The following is a 22,785-nucleotide window of genomic DNA, read 5'->3' on the forward strand; positions in this document are numbered from 1 at the left end:
TACGTCATGCTACAATGAGTAACTGTTCCTTTACCATGCCTATGAGCGAAAATGCATTAATTGTTTGTCTTCTCGAAAAAAACTACGGCTGAGGCTCCGTCCGGAGAGCTGCGGCATGATTGGCCTCAGGATACGTAAGCCGGCTTAGCTTCTCCAGCTCCGTGGAGGTAATAGGCTTTTTGATGACAATCAGATGGTACATAATCTCCTGAACGACATTGACACTGAGCGTCTTAAGCACTTCCAATTCTTCCATCTCGTATAGCGGAGGCGCATAGGGGATCTGATAGAACAGCTCCATCCGCAGAAGCCGAAAGTCGAATGGAGGGGCCGCATCCGGCATATACAGCAGCTCGGGACAGACCGGGCTTTGGGATGGCTGAAAAAAAGCGGGCGTAAGATATTTCGGAGTATACTCATCGAATTTGTGCTTTAATCCCGGATTCGACATATGAGCGAAGCTGTGGGCATACGGAGCCAAGATGCATACTACCGCTGTGTGGACGCACATTCGGTATAGCTCGGACAAGAGCCCGTTCAGGTTATCGACATAAGGCAAAGAGCGGCTGGCCATGACGAATTCCACCGAGTTGTCAGGCAAAGGAATCGGATCGTTCAAATCCCACACCAGATCGACGCCCTGCAATGGCCTGCGGTCTATTCCCCAGAAGCCCGGATGCTTGTTAAGACCGCAGCCGATATCAATTTTCATGCGACCCTCCCCATTCCTAGACGCGTGTTTTTACGGCACATTCATTATTTTGTATAGTATGTTTGTACCTACTGAGTCGTATAGTTAGTTGCCATGCCCCTGCCGAAATGTTCAGAATGAAATGCAAGCATGTGTAACAACAAGAGGAGAGCAGGATTTGTGATAAAATACCATAGGAGAACGCATCTGAACTATCGATTCTACGCATATAGTTTCAGAATGAACATTTTATAAAAGGGAGTCATGATATGAGCAATGCATCACAAACAGACCGGAAGTCTCCGTCCCAATTTTGGATACAAGCCTGGGAGCAGGCGTCGGGGGCGGATCTTCGCGTCGGCAGCGATCAGGAGGAGGAAAACTACTGGCGCGAGAACGCAGCGGCCTACGATGAGCGAAATCCGTTAGCGCCATATACACAGCCCATAATGGATAAGGTGTTTCAGCACCTGCAGCCGGATGATCATCTGCTGGAAATAGGTCCGGGTACGGGAGGCTTCACCCGATTGCTCGGTCAGCATGTCCGGGAAGTGACGCTCATTGAACCGTCTGCCGCCATGTATGAGGTGCTGTGCAGCAGCTGGGACCAAGGACATAAGCCGTTGCCCAAGGCGATGATAGCCAAGTGGGAGGAGGCGCCTGAGGTTACGGCCGATATTGTATTTGGCGCGAATGCCTTCTACCGGATCCGGGACATGAAATCCAGCTTGCTGAAAATGCATCAAACGGCGCGCCGTCATGTGTTTCTTATTCAGTCGATCGGGCGGCCTTTTGCCGGACCTCTTCATGCAGAGGACAATGGAGAATGGGTGGATAAAGAACGTGCAGAGGTTTTATCCGGCATACTGGATGAGCTCAATATCCGCCACCGGTACGATACATTCCCTATTCAGCGGAAAAATGGGATGATCCATGATGTTGCCCTGATTCACTGGAGCAAGCTGCAGAGGAATAAGGAAATAAAAAATACCAGATGCGATCTGCTATAAGCGATTAGAACAAAGGGTACGAAAAACAAATTCGATATGCGAAGAATATGTTACGGATGCCAAAATATGGGGTAAATACACCTTTAAGTGCCCATATGAACCAATGGGTTCCGACTAGAACAGCTCCCGCTGCCATAGCCAAGCATGCTGCGCGGGTTAGCTGTAAAAGGAGGCTGCAGTTTGAATACACTGTGGGGCATACGCACAAGCATTAGGGATTGGTTCGAGGCCATATACCGGCTTTGCCAGGCATGGCTTGCCAAATATCCGTACATCCGGGTGGCGTATGCGATTCTGGTTTGGTTATCGTTGATCGTATTTGTTTTAAGCTTGATCTTCTTCAGAGAATCACGCACGATGCTCGTTCAATACTTATGGTCGCTGTATGTTCTGCTGCAGTTCTGGTTTCTGTGCAGAAGCAAAACGCTGCGATGGAAGCCGATCGTTCTATTCGTCCTTGCAGGCGTATATGTTGTCATTCCGATCACAACGCTCACGCTGAGCGGCTTCCATGCGGTATTCGGGGGCAAAACATCCGATACGTGGTCGGTTGCGGTCCTTACCCCGATCTTTGAGGAGGTATGGAAGCTCCTTCCGCTTGCCGTCTACCTGCTGTTCTCCCGGAGAGCGTCCGCCCTTAGCTTGGGCGATTATACGTTGATCGGCGCAGCTACCGGGGTCGGCTTTCAGCTGATGGAGGAGCTTTCGCGGCGATGGCTGAATTCCGGCATCATTGGAAGAACATTTGGATACAGCACGACGCTGCTTGGCGGTGAAACGATTCATTGGGACGTATTCTCACTGTTTCCCGGCCGGTTTGAGGAAAGTTTGCTGCCAACCTTGATGACCGTTGGACATCCCGTACATACCGCGATGATCGCACTTGCCTGCGGCGCCGCCTATCGGCTGCGCATGCGCACAAGAATGAGGCGATCGATCTTTGCCTTCCCGGTACTTATGCTGATATGGTCCATCCTGGATCACGCTGCATATAACGGCCAGCACAAGCTGCCGGATTGGGTGTTCACCGTCCATGGATGGACAGGTGACGGTTATTTGACGCAGCCGGCCTTTCTCCTCATGCTGGGAGCGGCGATATTCGCCGATTACCGGTCGCTGAACCGGATTCGGGATCGACTTCCGTCTTTACCGGGTGAGACGGTAATCAATCCGTTGACGGAGCTCTGGAACACCGCATACGCCTTACTGCACGACCGGGGCCAATTTCCTTCTTGGATCGGCTTTTACCGGAAACGGCGTGAGCTTGGCTTTCAATTGCTTTATGGCAATGAGGAAGCAAGGGGCAGGGATGAGCGTATCCGGGAACGGATGATGGTATTGTACCGCACACTTGCCGGGATAGCGGCGATAATGCTTGTTGCCGGTCTCTTCGCAGGTTTGATGGATTATTACATGGGCGGAGACAGTACATCGTGCTTCGCCTGTATGTTCGATTCCCTGCAAAGATGGTGGGATCGGCTGGATTGGTATGAGCAGGGCGCCATTATGCTCGGTGCGCTGGCGTTATCCCTGCTGTTTGTCGGGTTCTGGCCGGCTCTCGGCTTTGCTTTGACCGTAGGAGGGATAGCTGGCAGCGGGCATACGATTGCCGATTATATTCGTGACCCTCGAAAGCTGCTGACGCCGGAGAATGCGCTGGCCGTAGCGACAGGCATTGTTCTAAGCCGCATTCCATTCGGCAGAGCGCTTCGTTGGGCAGGGAAGAAAGGCCGGGATTACGTCCGCAAACTCCTCGACAAGCTGGGCTCTCGGAAGCCTGATGCGGATATACCCAATAAACCGCCGAGGCATGATGGCATGGATGCCGACAAGCCTGTGGACGAACCGAATCATAACAACAAGCAGGATGATGAAAAGGGAGATAAAGGGGACGACGAGAAAGCTCCTGTTGCAGGTAAATCGTTCAACGAGGTCGAAATAGTCGATCACAGGGGAAACCCGCTGGGTGAGTTCGATGAGATTGACCTGGACAATCGTATTTTCTACGAAGACAAGACCGCCAAAGGACTGGACCGCATTAATCCGCGAACGGGACAGCCCGCTCAGACGCCGCAAGAGTTTGCCGACAAGCAAATATGGAAGAAGACTCGGGTGCGGATTCAGAATATGCTGGAAAAAGCGGCCTCCACCCGCCCGACGCCAAACGGGTCTGCCGAAGTGCCCGATTTGGAGGAGATTAAGTCGATCAAAGACTTCGTGTTCCGGCTCGACGGGGATACCCCGGAGCTCCGAGCCGCCGTTGAGAACAGCTTGAATCAACTTAGAAACGAATTCCCGGATTATACCTTTAACGTCTTATTTGGGGGGAAACCGTAATGTCAATCAGCGCATTTATACCTGAACCTGCCGATGAGCTAGAACGGCAGTTTCACGTGCCCGTTGCGGCGGAGGCATTTTTCGCGGAATGCTGGGAGCCGGCGGCAGAAGCATTAGGTTTAAAGTGGATACCCGTATTTTCGACAGGGATTGAAATCATGAAGGAAGACTTGCCGGAAGTGCTCGACGAGCTGAATCGGCTCAAGGAATGGGCCTTGGATCAGCCGGGCGCAGAGAGAATGGAAAAGCTGACGATGCGGATCGAATTATTGCTGACTGAGCTGCCCAAAGCGCTGCAGCGGGACGGGGCAATTGTCTATATCGGGTAATGGAGGGATGAAGCGTTGAGTACCACCGATCGTTGGATAGAGCATGTCATCCGGATGGCGGAGGACAATGCCGTTAAGGAAGAACCGTTTGCGGCGATCGTAGTGCGCGGCGAGGTAATCGTAGGGACGGGTGTCAACTGTGTGCACGCAACAAGCGATCCAAGTGCCCATTCGGAGCTGCTGGCTATCCGGGATGCATGCAAACGGCTGGGCACCATCGATTTATCCGATTGTGAGCTGTATGCCAGCGGTGAGCCGTGTCCGATGTGCATGGGAGCTATCTATTGGGCCAAACCGCGGGCAGTTTATTTTGCATGCAGCAAAGAGGAGGCGGCTGCAGGCGCCGGCTTCACGGATCCGCTTAGCAGCTTTTTTGCCGAGATGGGGCGACCGCCGGAAGAGAGGACTCTAAGCTTCCATCAAATCCATTCTTCACGCAAGCTGGAGCCGTTTAAGGCTTGGGCTGCGTACAGAAGCAAAGTATGAGGACTACAATATGAACAATCTGCACGCAATTTTGAAGACACACTATGATCTGGATATTACCGGTTTAAAGCCTATGCAGGGAGGTTGGGCTGCTCTTGCGTTCAGAGTGTATGACAACAGCCATGCGTATTTCCTGAAGATGTATGAACAAAGCAGAGCGTCCACCTCTAAATGGACGCAACACATTGATGATTACGTGCCGATTATGGTTTGGCTGCATCAGCATAGCCGTTTGAAGCATAAAATCCCTGTTCCGGTGATAACACAGCAAGGCGAGTATAAGGTTGAAGACGATGAGGGCGTATATTTGCTCTATGAATATATCGACGGGGCAACTATAGGCGAGACGTCTTTGTCCAAACAGCAAGTGATCCAGCTCTCAGAAATCATAGCCGAGCTTCATCGCTATGGAGACGAAATCCCCGTCCCAACAGATGCATTACGTGAGGATTTCACCGTACTGTTCCTGCATCAGTTAAGACTTGCATTGAACGAAGAGTTTGGCGAATTGCCCGACGATGTAAGTATAACCGTAGAGCCTTACAGGCCACCGATGAATGCTCTTATGGATACTCTCGACAGTCTGTCCGGCTATTTGAAGGGACGAACCTGCAGCATGGCGCTCTGCCACACTGATATTCATAATTGGAACATGATGCAGTCCGGACAACAGCTAATGCTGATCGACTGGGAAGGATTGAAGCTGGCTCCCGTTGAAGCGGATTTCATGTTTTTGACGGATCAGCCGTATTATGATGCGTTTCTCGATATATATCGGAATGTTCATCCCGGCTTTGAGCTTTGCACCGAAGCTTTGCAGTTTTACAAATATAAACGTTTGCTGGAAGATATATGGGAATTTATGGAGCAGCTGATGTTCGATAAGCAGACTGCCGATGAGCGAGCGGCTACACTTAACAGCTTGCAAAAAGAGCTGAATCACCTGTAACATCGCAGCTTCCATCCAATGGGGCAGTCTCCGGACTGCCCTTGTTTGCATTAGTCTGATGTTCTTCTGCGAAGCGATAATAATTTTTAATTATAAAAGAATCGTACTGCCAATCCGCGGAATGTGCCGGATATAATGGAACCATATTGCAGGATGCTTTAAGGATTCTGCATAACAACAAATAACAGAAACGGGTGTTGATTATGAAAAATTCACGGAAATCTCAACCTCATATTTATTGGAGGGCGACTATACTTTAACCCTCCAGCCCAATGGAGGAGAAGCTATTGAATGCTAGAACCCAAAAATTTTTGTCCTACTATCGGCCTTATATTAAGTTACTTGTTGCTGATATGGCATGTGCGGTTATCGTTTCTGCCATCACTTTGCTCCTTCCCTTATGTGTGAGATACATCACCAACCATATGCTGGATGGTAACAATCCCGATGCGCTGTACCAAATTTACGGGATCGGAGCCTTTATGCTGGCTTTAGTAGCCGTTCATACGTTGTGTGACATGTTCATTTCCTATAAGGGTCATATGATGGGGGCCATGATGGAGAGCGATATGAGGAGGGAGCTGTTCGATCATTACCAGAAGCTCTCGTTCAGCTTTTATGATGATCAGAAAACAGGGCAGCTTATGACCCGGACGACCAACGATATTTTATCGCTTGCCGAATTATATCATCACGGTCCCGAGGACCTCGTCATTGCCATGCTCAAATTTATCGGCGCATTCGCCATATTAATCTATATCGATGTGAAGCTGACCTTGATCGTTTTTCTCTTTTTGCCGGTCATGGCCGCCTATGCGTTCTATTTCAATAAGAAAATGAACGCTGCTTTGAGAAAAAGCAAGGATCGGATCGGCGATATCAATGCACAGGTGGAAGATACCCTGGCAGGTATCCGCGTCGTGAAATCCTTTACCAATGAGCAGCTGGAAAAAGAGAAATTCGAATACGAAAACGACCGTTTTGTCCAAAGCAGAAGAGAAGGCTACAAAAGCGAGGCGCTCTTCGCGGAGGGCATGAGTGCATTTACCCACCTGATTACAATCGCCGTCATCATCTTTGGGGGAGCCGCCATTGTGGATGCATCGCTGCAGCTTGCGGATTTGCTGACCTTTTTCCTATGCATCGCTCTTTTGATCGAGCCTATACAGAGACTGGTGAATTTCGCCAGGCTCTATCAGGAAGGGATTACCGGCTTCGACCGGTTTATGGATATTTTGGAGATAGAGCCGGATATTCAGGATGCAGAGGATGCCGTTGAGCTTGCTCATGTGCAGGGGCGGGTACAGTTCCAAAATGTAAGCTTCAAGTATAAACAAGACTATGGCAATGTACTGAATAACGTATCTCTTGATATCCGCGCGGGAGAATATGCAGCCTTGGTAGGGCCATCAGGCAGCGGCAAAACAACGCTTTGCTCCTTGATCCCCCGGTTTTACGAGGTATGCCAGGGGACCATAATGCTTGACGGCCTCGATATCCGGCAGATCAGCCTGCGCTCTTTGAGGCAACATATAGGCATCGTACAGCAGGATGTGTATTTGTTCGCCGGAACCGTGCTCGACAATATCCGGTACGGCAAAGCGGGGGCAAGCAGGGAGGAAATCATCGAGGCAGCCAAGCAGGCGAATGCGCATCAATTCATCATGGAGCTGCCGGATGGCTATGACACGGACATCGGTCAACGCGGCGTCAAGCTGTCCGGAGGGCAAAAACAAAGACTCAGCATCGCGCGCGTATTCTTGAAGGATCCGCCGATTCTCATCTTCGATGAAGCGACTAGCGCATTGGATAATGAAAGCGAGAAGGCCATTCAGGATTCGCTGGAGAAATTAACCGATAACCGCACTACGCTCGTAATAGCCCATCGTCTGTCAACCGTGAGGAATGCGCAGCGAATTATAGTTCTGACGGATCACGGAATCGATGAACAAGGAACGCATGAAGAGCTATATGCTTCAAACGGTACGTATTCCCATTTATATAGCATGCAGCTGAAAATGTAATTCCAAAAGCCACCGGCATGAACCGGTGGCTTTTTTGAGGTGCTTGCAAATACTCAAACAAGCGGTTTTTGGATTAAAGTAGCAAATTTGAACCGGTGTCTGTGACCGTCATTCAATGTGGTCATACCAGTTACAAAGTGGACATGCTTGCCGTTTCCAACGGGAATGGCAAGTCCGGTTCTAATTTTTTTGAGGTCATGGAAATGATTTAAGAAATCGGTATGGGATAGATCGATCTCATGGATGTGGCTTCTTCCAACCCGGATCACTTGCCCCGTAACGCCTGCAAACCGATGATTATGTCTGTCTGCGCCTTCTTCGGCTAATTGTGTACTGCCTTGGAATTCATGCACATGGGTTTGTGTCGGTGTCCATCTTTTTTTGCGTGCCAATATTTTTCTGCTCATATGAGCGTAGGCCTCCTTTAAGTTTAGTTGAATCATGGTATTATATTTTCGCGATTCGAGGAGCGCGTTAGGCAGCTTGATCAATTGTTTGTAGAGTAGGGTAATATGGGAGAATACCCGGTTGCTCCGGATCAGCTGGATCTGGTTATTAACAATTATTGAGAACAATAAAAATGGAGCCTAACGGCCCCTTAATAGTCGTGATTTATGAGATTGGCGCCTCGGCTTCACCACTAAGGTAACGCTTTCGGGCTTATGCTTTTCTAAAGCTTTGTACATCCGTACCCTTCCCGAGTAAGTGGCTGTATGCAGAACGATCTTCCTGGGATACGTTCCTTTCTCAATCATGTACTTTACAACGCGGTACCCGGTCGGCTTATCGGTGCCAAGATTGTAATCCAGCGACAGGACATTGATATTGCCGTGTTTGACGTATCGGATGCATTCTCTAGCGGATCTGGCTAGCTTATACCCTTTGGGTCTTGGTCGCAAGTCATCCAGAAATACGTTGATCATAGCCTATCCCCCTTAAGCTTCTCCGTCATTATTGTCGCCCTTACTATATGCAGGATGCTGCGAGTGTGATTGGGCATAAAATATGCTAAAGGTTAGTTCCAAAGAACTAAGTTTGTAGTACAATGATTGGGTTGCATGATCGATTCGGGATTAGGTCATTTTAGGCGAGGAGAGTACTGTCACATGCTAAATCGATTTAAAGGCAAAGCCATGATCAAGGCGCTGCAGAGATATGCGGACGATAAGGAGGAATATACGAAGGCATTATGGCTGTTCGGCTATTTATTTTGCGTAGTCTCTGCTTCCACGGTAGGCAGGACATCGGCCGATGCACTGTTTCTGTCCCGCTTCGATGCGTCCGAGCTGTCCGTCATGTATTTGCCTCAGTCGGTTTCGCTGATTGTGATCGGCGTTTTGTTTCAGAAATTCAGCGGCAGGTTTCGTCTGGACCGGTTGATCCAGGTGCTCATTCCGGTTATTTCCCTGCTTGTGCTCGTGTCCAGAATGGGTGTGGGGCTTGGCTACGATTGGGTCTTACCGGTCATTTACATTGGTTATGATGTGTTCAACTTTCTAATGATTGTTGTTTTCTGGCAGTTCGCAACAGCTGTGATGGACCAACGGAAGGTAAAACGGATGATTGGCTTGGTCGGCAGCGGAGGCCTCGTCGGGGGCATCATTAGCGGCTTCGGGCTGAAGCTTATCGTGCCCGTGGTCGGGACGGCCAACCTGATCTATTTCTATGCCGCTTTGCAGATGCTTGCGCTGTTAGCTGTATACAGACTGATCAAATTGGGTGCGGATCCTAAAGAAACCTTTGCTTCAGCTCCAGCAGGCTCCAAGAAACCGGTCAAGGAGCGACAGAAGCAGGAGGAACCAAAGGGCGGCCTGTTTCATAATGTACCGCACTTGAAATATGTTGCTGTCATGTTCGCCGCTCTCGTGCTCTCGCTTACGTTTATTGATTACCAGTTCAAAGTCATATTGAGAAATACGTTGCAAAATGAAGCTTTGGCCGGATTCATGGGAAGCTTTTACGGTTATTCCGGGTTGTTGGCTTTATTCTTCCAGCTATTTATTTCGGGCACGTTGTTAACCCGCTTTGGGGTGATGACGGCGATTCTCGTATTTCCGGTAGCGTTGTTTGCGGGCAGCCTGGGCGTACTCCTGATGCCGGTGCTGGCTTTGGCCGTTATTGTCAAAGGAAGCGATAAAGTGCTGGGAGATACGATTCACTCCTCCGTTAGCCAATTGATCATGTTTCCTATAGCTCCGTCGTGGCGGAATAAGGCCAAAAGCTTCCTTGACGGCGTTGTACGCAATGGCGCCAAAGGGGCGGCAGGCATCAGCCTTATGATCTTATCTCCGCTGCTGACTGCAGGACAGTTCAGCTACCTGATTCTTGGGCTGCTTGTGTGCTGCGTTGCGGCGGCGATTCAGGTGAAAAAGGCGTATTTGCAAACGTTGCTGTCATCGCTCGAAACAAGAGGCACGGATTTGCAGGAAACGGAGCTTGATTTCATGGATCCGGCTAGCCGGGACATCCTGAGTGCCGCTTTACGCGGCTCGGACAAGCAGCAGATTCTGTATGTCTTGAAAATATTGCGCGGCTTGGATTCCTTTGACTTGACGCCTTATATCCCGGCTCTGCTGAAGAGTCCTTATCCTGAAGTATGCATTGAGACGATTGCCTATATAGAGCAAAAGGTTCCTGCCGGATTGGATAAGGAGCTGAGACAGCTGCTCGATTCCGGCCATCCGAAGATCCAAGCCCAAGCCTTGCTTGCGCTGGCTGCGTATTTCCAAGACGACGATTTGGAGACAATCACAGCCCGTCTTGAAGCGGAGGAAGTAGAAATCCAAGCCGGGGCGATTGCGGGCTTGATCAAATTTTACGGTATCGAGGGGATGTTCCGGGCGGTGGGGACTCTGAAGCAGCTGATGGAAAGCGGGGTCGATGAGGAGCGCCAGGCCATGGCCGTTCTGTTCGGGAGGATCGGTATCCGGAGCTTCTACAAGCCGCTCATACCGATGCTGCAGGATACGTCACCTCCAGTTCGCAGGTCCGCCCTGGAATCAGCCGCTTCGTTACGCGTGCCTGAACTGGTTCCACAGATCGCGCTCATGCTGCGGGATAGCCAGACAAGACGCCATGCTATCGAGGCGCTGGCTGCTTATGACGAAAAGCTGATCATAGGGCTGCTGACGCCTTGCTTTCAGCAAGCGGGCAAGGATTGGCTGCATCTGCCCAAAGTATTCGAGAGGATCGGAACGCAAGAGGCGTTCGACGCGCTGCTCGCACAATATACTCTGTCTGATTACGAAATGAGGGACAAGCTGGCGGAAGCGCTAAGAAATCTTCGCCCGGGCATACGGCAGGTGAATGAGAAGCTTCTAGAGGAGCTGATCCTCGATGAAATCCGGTTGTACGCACAATTTGCCGAGCATGGTGCAGCGGTAACGGGAGCCGACGGGAAAGCGGCGGCTGTCTCCGAGGCGATAGCTCAGCTCCGCTCGTCTATGACAGAGCGAATCTTCGGATTATTAGGGCTTATCTATGATGCCAAGACGGTCCAAGCGGTATATATCGGCTGGTCGGAGGGAGATGCGAGACAGCAGGCGAATGCCGCGGAAGTGATGGATCAGCTGCTGCAAGGGCATCTCAGGCTGGAGGTGAACAAGCTTATGACCTCCCCAAGAACGATACAAGGCGGCCGAATGCAGGGGATATCCGGGGAGGACGAGCTGGGTTGGCTCTATGAGCATGGGGATGAATGGCTGCGGCGCATGATCCGATACGAAACCGGTTCACAGTACCGGCTGGGGAGCAGGGAAGGGATGAAGCTCGGATTCAGCACGGATGGCAGCTCGGGTATGGAAGAGCCGGACGTTCAGATGAACCGGGTCCGGTGGTTGAAGAACATATCCCTATTCCAGGGCTTGAAGGATAGGGATTTGTTTCAAATTGCCGCGCTGCTGAAGCCTGTATATGTACCGGCTGGTGGAATGGTATTTCAATTACGGGATCCAGGAGATTCCTTATACATTATCGAGAGCGGTCAAGCGGGGGTATACCGTAACCGCGAGCAAGTAAGCGTGCTGCAAGCCGGGGCTTGCTTGGGACAGACGGCGCTGCTAACGCAAAAAGCAAGGACGGCCACGGTTCGGGCCGCAACGGATCTGCAGCTGTGGAGACTTGATTCCGCTGCCTTTTACGAGCTGATGTTTGACCGGACCGGGATCGCAATGGAAATGATGAAATTGTTATCCCGCCGTCTGCGATCCATGCTGGAGAGCAGCGCGCAGCGGCTCGAGGCGGATTCAGAGCATGAATCCGTAGAGACGGTTCCAAGCCCGTCGTCGCAATCCGAGGCTGCTGCTTCTGTGGAGAGCGTTCATACCGCTTCAACGGCAGACACGGCTGCGAACAACAAGCTGCTGCGCAGAGTCTTGATCTTGCAAAAAATCGAGCTGTTCTCCCATTTGGCTCAGGATGACTACATCCGATTAGCCCAGATGGTCGATGAGGTGGAATACGAGGCGGGGGAAGCCATCTGCAGGGTGGATGAGTTCGGAGATGCGATGTTCGGCATCATTGAAGGAAACGTCCGCGTTCATCGAGGCGGTGAAACCTTCGCCAATTTGGGCGAGGGGGAATACTTCGGAGAGATGGCGATCATCGATAGCGGCCTGCGTTCGGCCGATTGTACAGCCGTAGAGCATACAGTGCTGCTTCAGCTGCAGCGCGATCAAGTCTTCTCCTTTTGCTTTCAAAACATCGATGTGCTGCGCAGCATGATGCAGGTGCTGGCGGACCGAGTCAAAGGCATGATTCACGAAGACGTAAGCCGTTAGCGCGTGCGGAAAAAGCGGTCATACCCTCAGGAGGAGGCCGCTCGGCTTGTTGACGAAGCCTATCCTTTCAGATTTTTGTTGATAAAACTCTGGAAGAAGAGCAGTGCTGTACTACTTTCGGACCGTAGATCCGTTATTTAACCGAACATGGTACTATTTACATGAGGATCGGACGTGAGATCCTTTATTTCGCCCAAATACTCTATTTTCGGTTGAAAAATTAGCAAATAGCGGTTTCTCTGTCCGATCGGTCTGCAAAAGAAGCATAGATCCAAAGTATAACGGATTCTCTGTCCGATAGACCGGATAGACCGCCGTCAAGTGTATGAGCAGCTTGTTCCCCACCATTGTATCATTGAATACTGGAGCAAGAAGACTATTCCAGCACTTGTATTGCTCTCAAACCGTCTTAGGGATAAGGCGGTTTTCATTTTGCCGCTACGGTAAATTAACCTAGCCATTACTAAAGGTTGCTGCCGGGCATCCTGGGAAAACGCCGATAGACGAGTTTCTCGCCACCATAGAATGTATAAGATTCCGAAGGAATCGGATGAAAAATTCTAGTTGGTGATTCTTTAAGGCTGCTCGCCTCTGTATACCTCGATAGAGGTTGTCTCATCGCCGCTCAGCGCTATATATCGACAATACATGTGCCGCTCCCCGTGCTACAATATGACAAACTTTTTGATCAAGACAAGCTATACTGGGAATATGACAGCATTCCTGTCCGTATTACATATACTAACCCGGGGAGTGGTTTATGTGGACGAGCAGTTCATTAAGAGGCTTCACACGTTAAATCGTCGTGACGAATTAAGATCGCAGCTATTGATCGAAGGTGTTAAGCTCACTCTCAAGCGCAAGAAGGAATTGGGGTTGTTGGACAGGTATTTTCATTCAAAAAAGGATCCGGTCATCGCAAAAGGCTGGAATGGTTAAAAATATGCTGATAGCCCGTAAACATGTATTGCGAAAAATCGCGATGCAGTTTACGGGCTATTTTTATCGCATCCATGATGATAGAGCTTTAAGTTATGTGCCCGGCTTAAGAAACCAGCATACCTTGTTGCTCCCCTGCAGAGGTAGCGGTTCGCGGTTAAGCCGCAGTTCAACGAAGGTGGTTGTAAAAGGATAAAAAAACTTCACTTTGCAATCTCCAAGTAGGCTGGTGAGGTCCAGGGCGGCATGCCACACGCCATCCGCGTCATACGTTCCGTCGGTAAAGCCATGGTAGGCTACGAAGTTGGAGCCGGAAGAGGCTATAATGTTCATAGTGAGGCTTTGCAGGCTCTCGGGCTGCAGATCCTTCAGATTGATATGAAAATTCCGCAAGCTCGAATCGCCGCTGAACACATGGACATTCACATCGAAGTGTTCCATCGCATCCGAGCCCCCATCTTGACGCACCCCTTCAAGCTGGATGAAGTAATCCGGTATCGGATCCCCGCGCTCATCGGTCACGCGCATAACGAACTGCTGCCAGGGAGTAAGAATTTTTTTCATATGGCAAGCATTATCCTTATACCAATCGTCCAAATCCGTCTTGCTGTTGACATCGAGGGCGCTATGCACCATTTGCACCAGTGCGTCGGTCGGCTGTTTGACGATCGTTCCATGGTTTAAACCTTCAACCGGGATCAGGGGGATGTCAACATGGTGATCCTTGTGCCAATTAGAGAGCGTTATCCGATTGCTATCGTCTGTATTGCGGGTCACATCCAATGTAATCTTCCGCGCGTTCAAGGCGCAGCCGGCCCACCTTACCGTCCCGTCCGTGCCGTCTTCGTTGACTATACTGCGCAACCCACCGTAAGGCTCCGATCCGCAAAAGGTAAAGATGTACGGCGTATCCCCATCCGGCCCGTAATAAGGCTTGGCGCCGAACAAATCTTGATCCGTTAAATCCCAGGTGAAACGGCTTCCCAGCTCCAGCCCTTCGAGAATCCGGTCTCCTGCTTCCAGAAAATCAGGGCCAAGCTCCTTGCGCCCTTTGAATATACCGCCCAACCAGCTGCGACCTTTGTGTGCCAAAGGAGAGCCGAAAGTGGCGGGCGCGAGCGCGATCAAATGCTTGAGGCGATCGCGCCGTTTGGCATAGACGGTGAGCCAGGAGCGGATAACCAGCATCCCGGTCGAATGGACGATAGCATCGAAGGCTTCGTCCTCCTTCAAGCCTATTTCCTCACGAAGCGCCCGGTCGAACCCTTCCGCAATATCCGGAATGGTTACCTCGTTGGTCAGCGATTCATAGGAACACACATGAAGGGATTGAGGATCGCGGCCTTTTTCACATAGTCGGTTCACCCAGGTTTGAAAAGCCTCTCCCGTGTCCGAGTAGCCATGAATCAAGACAATCGGTCGTTGCGTCATCGCTTTCCTCCTAATAGCTTGTATTTTGCAGATCCAATGTTATATATAAGAGGAATTCGTCAAATTAGAAGACTGCAGCGGAAATTATATGCTGAAGGCGATGTCGGTAAGCAGATGGAGCCCAATATCGTGCTAGTAGCTTTTTACTAAAACCTATGTAGTGCGGCTTTGTGATATCGTAACGTTTACGCTTTTTTGTCGTCATATACGCAGCCGATTAAGAAGAGAAAAACAATAAGAATCCAAAGGACAAACTGATTCATCATAACACCATCCTCCCAATTGGTTTGCATTTGCTCGGTTTGGGGGCAGGGAGCTTTTATGCTGAATGCCTTAGGGAATGTCATTTTATGCTGAGCCGCTACAGGTGGTGCCTAGTCGTTATGGATCATTGATAAAGGCTGTATGGGCTTCAATAGATTGTTATTAGTGAAAGTTGTTAGAAAAGTGCAAATATTTCTTTACATAAGGCATTCCTTTTTTGCAGATGTGTTCTAAAATAAAATATTGCGTAGCAATGAATTAGGACGAGGAGGTAGCTCTATATGGATCAGACGCGTTCCCCGAAGGTTTTTATTCTTGATCCGGCACTGCTGCTGGAAGTCAAGAAACGGATTCACAATCAGGATGAAAAGGTTCTCGGCGCTTGGCAAAAGCTGAAGTCTCAGGCTGCGGATGCCTTGAATGCCGGTCCGTTCTCCGTCGTGCATAAAGCTCTTACGCCTCCGAGCGGAGATAAGCGCGATTACATGAGCATTGCGCCGTATTGGTGGCCGAATCCGCACACAGCCGATGGGCTGCCGTATATTCGGAGGGATGGCGAAGTCAATCCCGAGCGGACCAAACTGGACCGTTCCGCAATAGGGAATATGAGCAGCCATGCGGATACGCTGGCTTTAGCTTATTTCTACTCGGGGGAAGAAGCTTTCGCTGAGAAAGCCGCTCAGCTGCTAAGAACGTGGTTTATGGACGAGGAGACCAGGATGAATCCTCATCTGAACTACGGGCAGGGTATCCGGGGAATCTGTGATGGAAGAGGCATCGGGATCATTGAAACCAGGGAGCTGTTAAAGGTTGTCAATGCGATAGGGCTGTTGGAGGGATCGGCTGCCTGGACAGCGGAGGATCAGTCGACACTGATCGCATGGTTCACGCAATACCTTGACTGGCTGCTTCAAAGCGATCATGGGCAGGACGAAGCTGGCCAAGCCAATAATCACGGCACGCATTACGATGTACAGGTTGCGGTGTTCAGCTTGTTCACAGGCGAGAAGGACATATCGAAGCGGGTAATAACCGAAAGCGCTATCTTGCGAGTTGCATCGCAGATCGAACCGGATGGACGTCAGCCTCTGGAGCTCGCACGAACGAAGGCGCTCGGGTATTCGACCATGAACCTGGACGGATGGCTTGACCTGGCAGCTATCGCTGCATCCTTCGGCATAGATTTATACAACTACAAGACGGCCGACGGCCGGGGAATCCGCGCAGCCTTGGACTATATAGCGCCTTTCTATACCGAGCCCGAAGCATTTCCATATCCGCAAATCCAGCCGATGGATATGAATACGGTCATGAAGCTATTAAGGCGAGGTGCCTTAGCTTATGATGAACAAGAGTATGAGCGAATCATCGATCGTTTACCCAGCATCAACACGGCTCAGAGCCGAATTCAATTGCTGTATCCTGCTTTTGGATGATTACTGCAAATATAGACATATAAGGAGTCAATGAATATGGAAGACAGCAAGGCGCAATTGCAGTCCATCCGGTTAACGGCGACTAAGTCTGCACTTCGTTTGGATGAGCCGGCATGGATCTTTTTGAGCGGGACAATGAGCAACGGAAAGGAAGCGAACTTCCTGGGATATAAGACGGCCTATTCATGCAGCGATACAGAAGTGCTGTCAACGGTGACTAAAATGGGTGTAGGCGCCTATGTCCGGGCCGGCACTCGTACGGACGGTAACGCCACTGTCACGGTAACTGTCACAGCTCCAAGTGGGGACACATGGACGGACAGCGTCCGCTTCATGGTCATTCCCGAGCCGGAGCGGCCGTTCAACCATGCCTATCACCAGACTCTGACGATGAAGATCAGCGTTTGCTCGAACGACGGCACCGTCTTCAGTACGTTCGAGCAAAGTCTCGAATTAATTAAAAAAACGGATACGCTGACGCGCGGCATTCCCAAAATCGTCTACCTGTCCGGCTGGCAGTACGGCGGCCACGATACCGGATATCCTGCGTGGGATATCGTTAATCCGAAGCTGAAGCGTCCGCAGGATGCTTCTGCACTGGACAGTCTCAAATGGCTGATGAACGAGGCGTTTGCCTATAACACGACCGTCAGCCTGCATATCAATATGCTCGATATTAATAAGAGCAGTCCCATGTGGGACACTTATCTCGAACAGGACCTGATTGCACGCAATGCGGATGGCAGCTTGAAATCATACTTATGGGGCTATCCTATCAGCTTCACGCGGGAATGGAATGCGGGCTTCACACAAATCCGCATCGATCAGCTCCTACAGATGCTGCCTTTGAAAAAGGCGGGGACGATCCATATCGATGCGTTCCATCAATATATTCCCCGTCTGGAGCATGAGACGATCAGTCCATATCATAACATCAGCGTTGAAGAGGAGACGGAGACGCAGAAGAAGATTTTCCGTTATTGGCGGGAGCAAGGAGTGGACGTCACCTCGGAATTCGACAAGAAATATCGAGTGGATCCGCTTCTCGGGCTCCAACCGATGGCGTGGCATTTCGGCCAGCTCGATCCGATGAAGGTCCCGGCCGCACTGTGCATTGGCGGCGAAGGCGGCGATCCGCGATTCGGAGTATCGATGCTGGGACAGAAGACGATGAAGACGGACCCGGAACGGCTGGAAGGGTTTGTGGATGAATTTTGCCGTAAGACGCTGGTCTGGTATTACTTGAACCGGCTTGAGCGGCTGTCTGATATTGACGGAGTAGTCACATTCTCGGAAGGCGTCACAAGCTCGATTGACAACGACATTGCCTTAATCCGCCAAGGAGATGTCATTCTGAGAGACGGACATGATCTATTCGTTCCCGCTCTATGGAACGAGAAGAAGCATAAAGAGATCCTTGCTTTTAGCAGGAACGGGTATGAGAGCCGGGAGTGGACGATGCCTGGAGACTGGAAGCAGGTGGAGCAGGTGGATATTTATTCAATTGAATTGTACGGCTTGACTCCTATGGTGAAGGGGCAAGCTGTCGGTCAAAGCGGGCTTACTCTAACGCTTGGCAAAGGACAGGCTGTATCCATCGTACCGTCGGGGACAGCGTTACAATGATAAAATTGAGAAACGGAGACGACCTATGGGCAATGTGCAGAAACCGGAATCGCGACCTAATGTGATTGTGTTCTTTACCGACCAGCAGCGCTGGGATACGACAGGCTACAATGGCAACCCGCTAGGTCTGACGCCGAACTTGGACCGTATGGCATGGAACGGGATGCAGGTACCGCTCGCTTTTACCTGCCAACCGGTTTGCGGCCCTGCCCGTTCCTGTCTGCAGACGGGGATGTACGCAACGGCTTCAGGCTGCTTCACCAACGGCATTCCGCTGCCGGAAGGGTCAAGAACTATCGCGCATTCCTTTCATGATGCGGGCTACGATACCGCCTATATCGGGAAGTGGCATTTGGCCAACACGCGTACGGAGCCGGTGCCTGAGGAGCGAAGGGGAGGATACCGCTACTGGCTGGCCGCCGATTCCCTGGAGCATACGTCCGATGCTTATCGCACGCTGCTGTATAACGCGGATAACGAGCCTGTAAAGCTTCCCGGCTATCGGGTCGATGCGCTGACAGATGCGGCGATCCGCTATATCGCGGAAGGACGTCCGGAAGAGAAGCCGTTCTATCTGTTCCTCTCTTACCTGGAGCCGCACCATCAAAATCACCGCGACGATTACCCTTCTCCGGACGTTTATAAGGGCAAGTATGCCGGCGGACAGTACGTACCGCCCGATTTGGCGGCGCTCGGAGGTACCGCGCATCAGCACCTGGACGGCTACTATGGCATGGTGAAGCGGTTGGATGAAGCGCTTGGCCGATTGATAGACGCGCTCAAGAGTCTCGATTTGCTGGACAATACCGTTATTGCGTTTACCTCGGATCATGGCTGCCATTTCAAAACTCGCAACAATGAGTATAAACGCTCCTGTCACGAAAGCTCTATCCGGGTGCCGTTGGTCTTCTCCGGCCCTGGCTTTGACGGAGGAGGCCGCGTACGCGAGCTGGTCAGCCTGATCGATCTGCCGCCGACGCTGCTGGATGCCGCCGGCATTGACGTACCGGAGCAGATGCAGGGGCGTTCGCTGCTGCAGCAGGTGAACCGCCGGAAGGGGGATGCTGATTCCCAATCCCCGTGGCCTCAGGATGTATTCGTACAGATCAGCGAATCGCAGGTCGCCAGAGCGCTCCGGACACAGCGCTGGAAATACGGGGTGCATGCCCCAGAGCGCCACCCGATTAAAGACTCGGGTTCCTCCGAGTACGTAGAACAATTTCTGTACGACCTGGAAGCGGATCCTTATGAATTGACCAATCTGGTCGAATTCCAGTCCCACGAGGCAGTGCGTGCGAGACTGCGGGAGCGCCTGATCCAGCGGATGATCGAAGCGGGCGAAGAGGCGCCGGTGATCGTTCCGATGCTCTCCAAGCCATCGGGGCAGAGGAAAGTGCTGCCTGAGGAAATAGAGATGTAGCCGTTAAAGAGTGACGGAACCACGCAATTCCATGTTATACTATAGGTAAAATTACCGTATTGGAGGAGTCATGTATGCGATATCGGAATTTGGGGACAAGCGGGTTGGAAGTTTCGGTGCTTGGTTTGGGTACGAATGCATTCGGCGGACGGGCGGACAAGGATACATCGATACGTGTACTTCACCATGCTGCAGACAACGGCATTACGTTCATTGACACCGCCAATATTTATACAGGTACGAAGTCGGAGGAGATCATCGGAGAAGCGTTCGAGGGTCGGCGGCATGAGGTGATCCTCGCAACCAAAGCAGGCATGAAGCGAGGAGATGGACCGAACTCCAGAGGCTCCTCGCGTCAGCATCTTATGCAGGAGCTTGAAGGAAGCTTGCGCCGTCTGCGGACCGATTACATCGACTTGTATCAAATCCACGCCTTCGATCCGAAGACGCCGCTGGACGAGACGCTCCGTGCGTTGGACGATCTGGTCACTTCCGGTAAAGTGAGATATGTCGGCGCTTCGAATTATTCGGCCTGGCAAATGATGAAGTCTCTGGCCGTTAGCGAAAATCAACGATTGATCAAATATGTATCCGTTCAACCGGGTTATTCGTTGGCGGACCGCGGAGTGGAGCGGGAGCTGATTCCCTTCTGCAAAGATCAAGGCATAGGAGTCATTCCTTACTTCCCTCTGGCCGGAGGAATTCTGACGGGCAAATATTCGGGCGGAGCCGTACCAAGCGGGTCCCAATTGGACAAGAACCCTAACTTCGCGTCGCGGATGGACACCGCCAGAATGGCATTGGGCGAGCGTGTAGCCAACATCGCGGCCGAGATCGGAACATCGGCTACGGCGCTTTCGCTCGCTTGGCTGATGCATCAGCCTGCGGTAAGCACGGTCATCGCCGGAGCGACCCGTGAATCGCAGATCGACGAGAATCTGAAGGCGGCGAGCCTGGAGCTTAGCGGAGATGTTCTGAACGCGCTCGATGAAGCGAGTGAGGAATTTATTTATTCTCCGCCGTTTGGAAGCGGACCCCGCAGAAAATAAGACTGAGCGCAAGGGCACCCGCGGGTGCCCTTGCCATTTGGGAATACAGGTGACATGATGAGCAAAATTACGATAGGCATGTTCGCCCATGTGGATGCAGGTAAAACCACGTTCGCCGAACAGCTGCTTTATTATACAAATAGTATTCGGGAGAGAGGCAGAGTCGATCACAAGGATGCTTACCTCGACGCCCATACAATAGAAAAGGCAAGAGGTATTACCATCTTCGCAGATCAAGCCGTCATGTCGTATAAGGGCACGACCTATTATTTGATCGATACGCCCGGACACGTCGACTTCTCTCCGGAGATGGAACGGGCCGTCCGGGTGATGGACTATGCCATTCTCATCATTAGCGCAGTGGAGGGAATCCAGGGACATACGGAAACAGTATGGCAGCTCCTTCATAAGCATGACGTACCGACATTCTTTTTCATCAATAAAACGGACCGGACCGGGGCGGACGCAGACCGGGTCATCGAGGACATCCGCCTTCATTTGACGGCGGATGTATGCCCGTTAACCGGGAGCCTGAAAGATGGAATCGTCGGGGAAGCTTTGATGGAAAGCATGGCGGAGCGGGACGAGCATTTGCTGGATCAATTCATTGCGGGGACGAGAGATCATGCATATTGGCTGAGCTCGCTGCAGGCTATGATTCGAAGCCGCCGGCTCTTTCCGTGTGCAAGCGGCTCCGCATTGCAGGATGTCGGGGTTAGCGAATTTCTGGACCAGCTGCATACAGCAACGACAGTGGACTATGACGAACAGGCACCGTTCGGCGGGCGCATTTATAAAATTCGCCATGACAGCAACGGGGTGCGAATGACCTTCATTAAGGCGTTAAGCGGGACGCTTAAGGTCCGTGATGAATTGTGCTATCCGGCCAATGAAGTTCAGCTATGCGAGAAGGTTACCCGGCTTCTCATAGTTAACGGCAACAAGTCGCAGCCGGTCGAACAAGTGACTGCAGGCGACCTGTTCGCGGTAACGGGACTCACTGCGGCTGAAGCGGGGCAAGGGCTAGGCTTGTTTTCAGACCGGTTGGTCTATGAGATGGTGCCGACGTTGAAGTCCAAGGTTATCTTCGATAACCAGCTGAACGTTAAGGAGGTGCTGAAGGCGTTTCAGATTTTGGATGCCGAGGACCCGTCGCTGAACGTCGTCTGGGAGGAAAGCCTGCAGGAAATTCATATCCACGTGATGGGCGTTATTCAGCTGGAAGTGCTGGAGCAGATTGTTAGAGATCGGTTCCGGCTGGACGTCTCTTTCGGCAATCCGGAAATATTATATAAAGAGACGATTCAATCTGCCGTGAACGGCTACGGGCACTTCGAGCCGCTGAAGCATTATGCGGAGGTGCATCTGCGGCTGGAGCCGGGAGAGCGCGGCAGCGGGATGGAGTTTATGAATGCCTGCCATGCCAACGATTTAACCGTTGGCCATCAGAATCTGATCCGTACACACCTCTTTGAGCGGGATCATCACGGGATCTTGACGGGGATGCCGGTTACCGATATCAAGGTGACGTTGCTGACGGGCGCAGCGCATAATGAGCATACGCACGGCGGAGATTTTCGCGAAGCCACCTTCCGCGCTTTAAGACAAGGATTGGAGAAAGCGCGCAACGTGCTTCTCGAGCCTTACTATCACTTTAAAATCAAAGTGGAGCTAGACGATATGGGCAGGGTGTTATCCGACATTCAAAAAGCTAGCGGACAATTCGAGCCGCCTCAAACGACAGACACCCATGCGGTCATAACGGGGCAAGTTCCCGTAGCTACTTTTATGAATTACAGCACGGAGCTTGCTTCCTTCACGCATGGCAGAGGCAGCATCCAGCTCGTCTTCGGCGGCTACGATCTCTGTCACAACGAACAAGAAGTGATTGAGCGGAAGGGCTACAGGAAGGATGCAGACCCGCTGTACACCTCCTCGTCGATTTTTTGCGCCAAGGGACATGGCTATACGGTAGCATGGGATGAGGCGGAGGCGAAGATGCATCTATTATAAACC

General features: G+C 51.3%; 17 protein-coding genes. 13 read left to right on the plus strand and 4 right to left on the minus strand.

The window, feature by feature from the left end:
• Positions 1-82: 82 nt before the first annotated feature.
• Positions 83-712, minus strand: a complete 630-nt coding sequence (locus DVH26_RS17045; protein ID WP_239634963.1) for a class I SAM-dependent methyltransferase — start codon at positions 710-712, stop codon at positions 83-85.
• A 248-nt stretch (positions 713-960) separates the two neighbouring features.
• Here DVH26_RS17045 and DVH26_RS17050 point away from each other — a divergent pair, with 248 nt between their 5' ends.
• The 6 genes from DVH26_RS17050 (at position 961) to DVH26_RS17075 (ending at position 7,826) form a co-directional block, all read left to right on the plus strand.
• Positions 961-1,701 carry a class I SAM-dependent methyltransferase gene (locus DVH26_RS17050; RefSeq protein WP_239634964.1) on the plus strand — a complete coding sequence of 247 codons (741 nt, stop codon included), beginning with the start codon at positions 961-963 and terminating at the stop codon, positions 1,699-1,701.
• Positions 1,702-1,881: 180 nt separating this feature from the next.
• Positions 1,882-4,038 carry a PrsW family glutamic-type intramembrane protease gene (locus tag DVH26_RS17055; protein WP_239634965.1) on the plus strand — a complete coding sequence of 719 codons (2,157 nt, stop codon included), beginning with the start codon at positions 1,882-1,884 and terminating at the stop codon, positions 4,036-4,038.
• Positions 4,038-4,367: a hypothetical protein gene (locus DVH26_RS17060; RefSeq protein ID WP_239634966.1), complete on the plus strand. Its 330-nt coding sequence runs from the start codon at positions 4,038-4,040 to the stop codon at positions 4,365-4,367. The genes DVH26_RS17055 and DVH26_RS17060 overlap by 1 nt, the downstream gene beginning before the upstream one ends.
• A 15-nt stretch (positions 4,368-4,382) precedes the next feature.
• Positions 4,383-4,853: a nucleoside deaminase gene (locus tag DVH26_RS17065; RefSeq protein WP_239634967.1), complete on the plus strand. Its 471-nt coding sequence runs from the start codon at positions 4,383-4,385 to the stop codon at positions 4,851-4,853.
• Between the two features lie 10 nt (positions 4,854-4,863).
• Positions 4,864-5,802 carry an aminoglycoside phosphotransferase family protein gene (locus DVH26_RS17070; protein ID WP_239634968.1) on the plus strand — a complete coding sequence of 313 codons (939 nt, stop codon included), beginning with the start codon at positions 4,864-4,866 and terminating at the stop codon, positions 5,800-5,802.
• A 287-nt stretch (positions 5,803-6,089) separates the two neighbouring features.
• Positions 6,090-7,826 carry an ABC transporter ATP-binding protein gene (locus tag DVH26_RS17075; protein WP_239634969.1) on the plus strand — a complete coding sequence of 579 codons (1,737 nt, stop codon included), beginning with the start codon at positions 6,090-6,092 and terminating at the stop codon, positions 7,824-7,826.
• A 53-nt stretch (positions 7,827-7,879) separates the two neighbouring features.
• Here the strand turns inward: DVH26_RS17075 and DVH26_RS17080 are convergent, their stop codons facing one another.
• Positions 7,880-8,233: a YmaF family protein gene (locus DVH26_RS17080; protein WP_239634970.1), complete on the minus strand. Its 354-nt coding sequence runs from the start codon at positions 8,231-8,233 to the stop codon at positions 7,880-7,882.
• Between the two features lie 180 nt (positions 8,234-8,413).
• A complete protein-coding gene (locus DVH26_RS17085; protein ID WP_239634971.1) occupies positions 8,414-8,749 on the minus strand; it encodes a cyclic-phosphate processing receiver domain-containing protein in 336 nt (111 codons plus the stop codon).
• Between the two features lie 183 nt (positions 8,750-8,932).
• On the opposite strand from DVH26_RS17085, the gene DVH26_RS17090 reads away from it, so the two are divergent.
• Positions 8,933-12,604: an Npt1/Npt2 family nucleotide transporter gene (locus tag DVH26_RS17090; RefSeq protein ID WP_239634972.1), complete on the plus strand. Its 3,672-nt coding sequence runs from the start codon at positions 8,933-8,935 to the stop codon at positions 12,602-12,604.
• Between the two features lie 762 nt (positions 12,605-13,366).
• The gene (locus DVH26_RS17095; protein WP_239634973.1) at positions 13,367-13,543 is read left to right on the plus strand and encodes a hypothetical protein; all 177 of its coding nucleotides are present in this window, start codon (positions 13,367-13,369) and stop codon (positions 13,541-13,543) included.
• Between the two features lie 93 nt (positions 13,544-13,636).
• Here DVH26_RS17095 and DVH26_RS17100 read toward each other — a convergent pair whose 3' ends face one another.
• Positions 13,637-14,974 (minus strand): esterase/lipase family protein, encoded by a 1,338-nt coding sequence (locus tag DVH26_RS17100; RefSeq protein WP_239634974.1) that lies wholly within the window; start codon positions 14,972-14,974, stop codon positions 13,637-13,639.
• A 545-nt stretch (positions 14,975-15,519) separates the two neighbouring features.
• Here DVH26_RS17100 and DVH26_RS17105 point away from each other — a divergent pair.
• The 5 genes from DVH26_RS17105 to DVH26_RS17125 all read left to right on the plus strand — a co-directional run bounded on the left by DVH26_RS17105 (position 15,520) and on the right by DVH26_RS17125 (position 22,782).
• Positions 15,520-16,674, plus strand: coding sequence for an alginate lyase family protein (locus DVH26_RS17105; RefSeq protein ID WP_239634975.1), 1,155 nt, complete (start codon positions 15,520-15,522; stop codon positions 16,672-16,674).
• 36 nt (positions 16,675-16,710) lie between these two features.
• Positions 16,711-18,300: an endo-alpha-N-acetylgalactosaminidase family protein gene (locus DVH26_RS17110; RefSeq protein ID WP_239634976.1), complete on the plus strand. Its 1,590-nt coding sequence runs from the start codon at positions 16,711-16,713 to the stop codon at positions 18,298-18,300.
• 25 nt (positions 18,301-18,325) lie between these two features.
• Complete coding sequence (locus tag DVH26_RS17115) at positions 18,326-19,720, plus strand: sulfatase family protein (RefSeq protein ID WP_239634977.1); 1,395 nt, start codon at positions 18,326-18,328, stop codon at positions 19,718-19,720.
• A gap of 74 nt (positions 19,721-19,794) precedes the next feature.
• Positions 19,795-20,769 carry an aldo/keto reductase gene (locus DVH26_RS17120; protein ID WP_239634978.1) on the plus strand — a complete coding sequence of 325 codons (975 nt, stop codon included), beginning with the start codon at positions 19,795-19,797 and terminating at the stop codon, positions 20,767-20,769.
• A 57-nt stretch (positions 20,770-20,826) separates the two neighbouring features.
• A complete protein-coding gene (locus DVH26_RS17125; protein ID WP_239635401.1) occupies positions 20,827-22,782 on the plus strand; it encodes a GTP-binding protein in 1,956 nt (651 codons plus the stop codon).
• The last annotated feature ends 3 nt before the right edge of the window (positions 22,783-22,785 follow it).

The organism is Paenibacillus sp. H1-7 (assembly GCF_022354825.1).
Lineage (GTDB): Bacteria > Bacillota > Bacilli > Paenibacillales > NBRC-103111 > Paenibacillus_S.